This is a genomic window from Microcystis sp. LE19-41.2A (genome assembly GCF_027530405.1).
In the GTDB taxonomy this organism is placed as follows: Bacteria; Cyanobacteriota; Cyanobacteriia; order Cyanobacteriales; family Microcystaceae; genus Microcystis; species Microcystis aeruginosa.
The window spans coordinates 1-4,264 of the sequence record NZ_JAPZQJ010000479.1 but is presented as its reverse complement, the minus strand read 5'-3'; the positions used below and the strand labels follow the sequence as shown (position 1 = coordinate 4,264).

The following is a 4,264-nucleotide window of genomic DNA, read 5'->3' as shown; positions in this document are numbered from 1 at the left end:
AAAACGACTCTTAGGAGACAATCATCCCGATGTGGCAAATTCCCTCAACAATTTAGCATACTTGTACTATTCCCAAGGCAGGTACACAGAAGCAGAACCTCTCCTTGTAGAAGCTTTAGATTTGTATAAACGACTCTTAGGAGACAATCATCCCGATGTGGCAAATTCCCTCAACAATTTAGCATACTTGTACCAATCCCAAGGCAGGTACACAGAAGCGGAACCTCTCTATCTAGAAGCGATTAATATTGCTACCCAAGCATTAGGGGAGAATCATCCCCATACCCAAACCGTTTATCGGAATTATCTGAGGATGTTATCCCAATTACCCGAAGCAGAATTAAGACAACGGTTTCCCGATGAGGTGGTGGAGATGTTGAAACCAAAACCCCCTCATCCCTGAAAACAGTCTTAACTGTGATTGGAATGTTGAATGATGAACTATGACTAGGAACCTAGTTAAGAGTAGATTAGAGATGAAGATTGATTGAATGAACCAATCATAGTTAAGAGCGTTGGAAAAGAGGGTTCGTAGGCGCACGGATTTTCCATTATGAATATAGTATCATGTCAAGTCGCCTTTGTCAAGAGAAAATTTAACAACATCCAGACAAACGTTATTGTAGGGGTAATTCATGAATTACCCCTACACCTATTACCTAGTCCAGTAACCCACCACCACCATTGACAGTGATTGGAATGATGAACTATGACTAGGGAGCTAGTTAAGAGTGGATTAGAGATGAAGATTGATTGAATGAACCAATCATAGTTAAGACCATTTGAAAAGAGGGTCTGTAGGCGCACGGATCTTCCATTATGAATATAGTATCCTGTCAAGCCGCCTTTGTCAAGAGAAAATTTAACAACATCCAGACAAACGTTATTAGACCTCTTGCATAAATCCGAAAACAAACGATAGAAACAATAATGGGAGGGACTTTCAGTTAATTATTTATTAGTAGTTGATAATCTTCAAAAATGTTGCTGTACAAGGATCGACTTAAGACTTTTGCAAGAGGTCTAGTGACCGCTAACCACTTTCCCTGATTTCCCTACTATATTTTGTGTTTTTTGTCAAGGGGTTTTTGGGGTTTTAGTAAAGATGTGACGGGATAGGACTGTTTTGATCAGGACTATTATTGATGAAATCGATAGAATAACGATAGGGGAAGCTTGCTTGTTTGCCTCAACCGACAATTTTTGTTGTTAATCAACTTTGACCAGACCATCACCATGAATGAACCACCTAATAGCGCTGGCGATGAAATCCAATTACCCCGGGGAGAAAGAGTTGACCAGCTAAGACATCTGATCGAAACCCTACGCATTGCCGATGAAGTGGCCAATCGCGGTTATTTGATTACCAGCGCCGAAGTGGCGGATTTAATGGATATTAATCCGGGCGCCGTTACCAGTCGAGGCGACCATTGGCCGTGGCGAAATTGGGTAATCTCCCGGGTCAGACGGGAGGGAAACCAAATTCTTTGGCAGTTAGAAAAAGTCGATTAGGATTAATGGCAACCATCAGTTAATTTCTCTCTTGACTTTTGTCAATTAGCAATTAGGGTTTGCTAAATAAATCTAAAAACCTTGTTGGGTAAGACTTTTAGACTTTTGGTCAATCAAAAAGTCCCAGATCTGGGAGGGATCGGGGGGAAAATCCCTGGACTTTTTCCCTGAAAATTAGGTAATTTACCAGATGAAAATGGGTAAAAACCTACACCCCACACCCCACACCCCACACCCCACACCCCACACCCTGTCCCCACGAAAAACTTTTTCAGCAAACCCTAATTATCTCGTCATTTTCCCCCAGCAGATGACGCGCAAAACGTCGGGCCAGGGGCGGAGCCGATACAAGTGTACTGGTAAAGCCAGAAAATACCTGCAATCCCACTTTATCTGCGATCGCTCCCACTAGGGGCCGTCCCGAGGGAGCAAAGGCCACTAGGCAATGATGACAGCTGCCGGGGAGAGAGGCTAAAGAGGGCAGCAATGTCCCCACGGCGGCGCGTATTGCTTTTTCCCCCGCCAGAGGGTTTAAACTCCCGCCTGGATCGGTGATAATGGCGCTAATTTGCCCTAGATAAAGGCTTTGATCCCGGAATTGTACCGCCCCCGTTTCTAAAACACTGGCAATTATTTCTGGGGTTTCTCTCTGCCAAATGCCCTGATTTTCTAGTTGGGTAATTTTTTGCTCTAATACCAATCTGGCAGGAATTGCGGGCATAACTAGGGTGTTTAATTTGATCTCGCTGGGGGGAATTTTGATCACCTGGGCATGGGTAAAATAGACGGGAGCAGTAATACCGGATTTTTGCAGTAAAGACCGAGTTAATCCCCCCGCACAAACGATAGTTTCCCCGGCATAATAATTATTTTTAGGAGTTTTTACGCCGGTAATTCTCGATGCAGTTTCAATTAATTCGATGACAGCTTCCCGAATAATCTTGCCTCCCAGACGCAGGAAAGCTTGTTGATAGGCAAGATTAGTTTTTTCGGCGTTAATGTGACCGTGGGGCAGTCGTAAAACTCCGGAGATAGCTGCGGGATTTAATAGAGGTTCTAAAGCGATCGCTGCTTGCGGATCGAGAATTTCGGGGGTAATAGCAAAGATAGCAAATTTTTCGGCCACAGCGACTGGATCATCTTCGGGGTTCACGGTGAGAATTAGCTCTATGTCCCGGTATTCGTTATCTATGCCCAATTCCTGGGATAAATTGCGCTGAATTTCTCGACCTTCTTGATATAATTTTCTCTCGATTTCTGTGGTGGCCGACCAATAGGCTAAACCCCCGTAACTGTAGAAAGTGGCGTTGAGGGGATGGGTTTCTTTTTCTAATAAGAGGACTCGACTGCCTAGGTTAGCTAGTTCATAACTTAAGGCGGAACCGGTGATACCACCACCGATAATTATGTAATCATAAGTTGTGGTCATAATTGGGCTAATTTTTTCTCAATTAATCTATTCTATCATTATACTTGCTCAGTTCCCTGGTTCTGATTTAAGCAATAATTGCTATAATTAGAGGAAAAGTTGAAAGCGGGACTGGATAACTATGCAACAGTTAGAAACTAAGGGGATAACTGACCGATGGATTAAAGCTAGTTGGGAAGAATACTTAGCAGCAATTAACCACCTCCCAGAGAATCAAGGAAAAAGTTATTATTACAATGGCTATTATCGATTAGAAATGACTCCTATTGGATTTGAACACGCTAGAGATCATCACGTTGTCTTTTTGGGGGTGAGTCTCTACGCTATCCTCAAAGAAATTCCTTTTCAAGGACTCCCTACTTGTTCCTATCGCAAAAGAGGAATTAGAGAAGTGCAGCCAGATATATCTTACTATCTAGGAGAGAAAGCGAATCTGATACCAAATGGGACTTCGATTATTGATTTAAATCAGTATCCTCCACCAGATTTAGTCATTGAAATCTCAAAATCTACCCTCAATGATGACTTAGGTAATAAACGCTTACTCTACGAAGAATTAGGGGTTAGTGAATACTGGAGTGTTAAGGTAGATGATCCTCAAATATTCGCTTTTGAAATAATCGATCGAGGTAGCAAAAGAATTGATATATCAAAGGTTTTACCTAATTTAAGACTTGCGGTTTTAGAGTCAGCTTTACAACAGGCACGCAGCAAGGATCAAAGTCAGGTGGGACGTTGGTTAATCAGTCAATTTCAAGGTTAACCCCATAAAATCGAGGCTAATATTATGCAACAGCTAGAAACTACTATCTCGACAGATTTATGGATTAAAGCTAGTTGGGAAGAATACTTAGAAGCAATTAAAAACTTCCCAGAAAATCAAGGAAAAAGTTATTATTACAATGGCTATTATCGATTAGAAATGACTCCTATTGGTAACGATCATGCCAGCGATCATGCTATTTTGATCTTCGCTGTTAGTCTCTATGCTACCCTAAAAAATTTGGCCTTTAATGCCAAAGATAATTGCAGTTTTCGCAAGTCTGGTTATCGAGAATTCCAACCGGATATATCTTATTATTTTGCAGAGAAAGCTAATCTGATTCCCTACGGTACTTCGATGATTGATTTAAATCAGTATCCCCCACCAGATTTAGTCATTGAAATCTCAAAAGACTTAGGTAGGGTTTGCTGAAAAAGCTTTTCCTGGGGGCAGGGTGTGGGGTGTGGGGTGTGGGGTGTGGGGTTTCATCGATTTTCAGGTGGTCAACTACCTAATTTTCAGGGAAAAAGTCCAGGAATTTTCCCCCCGATCCCCGCAAT

The 4,264-nt window shown here is 42.1% G+C and carries 5 protein-coding genes and 1 pseudogene; 5 read left to right on the top strand and 1 reads right to left on the bottom strand.

Going from position 1 to position 4,264, the window contains the following annotated elements; all coding sequences use genetic code 11:
• From O9290_RS20360 to O9290_RS20350, 3 genes are all read left to right on the top strand, one after another.
• Positions 1 to 403, top strand: a 403-nt coding sequence (locus O9290_RS20360) for a tetratricopeptide repeat protein (protein ID WP_288087477.1), incomplete at its 5' end; no start/stop codon positions are given.
• Positions 404 to 553: 150 nt separating this feature from the next.
• Entirely contained in the window at positions 554 to 688 is a 135-nt protein-coding gene (locus O9290_RS20355; RefSeq protein ID WP_288087475.1) for a hypothetical protein, read from the top strand.
• Between the two features lie 548 nt (positions 689 to 1,236).
• On the top strand, positions 1,237 to 1,512 hold the full coding sequence (locus O9290_RS20350; RefSeq protein WP_002732855.1) for a hypothetical protein: 276 nt from the start codon (positions 1,237 to 1,239) through the stop codon (positions 1,510 to 1,512).
• Positions 1,513 to 1,783: 271 nt separating this feature from the next.
• Here O9290_RS20350 and O9290_RS20345 read toward each other — a convergent pair whose 3' ends face one another.
• A complete protein-coding gene (locus O9290_RS20345; RefSeq protein ID WP_288054652.1) occupies positions 1,784 to 2,941 on the bottom strand; it encodes an NAD(P)/FAD-dependent oxidoreductase in 1,158 nt (385 codons plus the stop codon).
• Positions 2,942 to 3,062: 121 nt separating this feature from the next.
• Between O9290_RS20345 and O9290_RS20340 the strand changes: the two genes are divergently transcribed.
• Both O9290_RS20340 and O9290_RS20335 read left to right on the top strand, forming a co-directional pair.
• Entirely contained in the window at positions 3,063 to 3,704 is a 642-nt protein-coding gene (locus O9290_RS20340) for a Uma2 family endonuclease (protein WP_288087472.1), read from the top strand.
• A 24-nt stretch (positions 3,705 to 3,728) separates the two neighbouring features.
• Positions 3,729 to 4,115 (top strand): annotated as a pseudogene (locus O9290_RS20335) (Uma2 family endonuclease); the annotation flags it as partial.
• Between the last annotated feature and the right edge of the window lie 149 nt (positions 4,116 to 4,264).

Excerpts from the sequence above, each read along its gene's own strand:
- O9290_RS20340 (WP_288087472.1), top strand. The coding sequence starts at position 3,063 with ATGCAACAGTTAGAAACTAAGGGGATAACTGACCGATGGATTAAAGCT.
- O9290_RS20355 (WP_288087475.1), top strand. The coding sequence starts at position 554 with ATGAATATAGTATCATGTCAAGTCGCCTTTGTCAAGAGAAAATTTAAC.
- O9290_RS20345 (WP_288054652.1), bottom strand. The coding sequence starts at position 2,941 with ATGACCACAACTTATGATTACATAATTATCGGTGGTGGTATCACCGGT.
- O9290_RS20350 (WP_002732855.1), top strand. The coding sequence starts at position 1,237 with ATGAATGAACCACCTAATAGCGCTGGCGATGAAATCCAATTACCCCGG.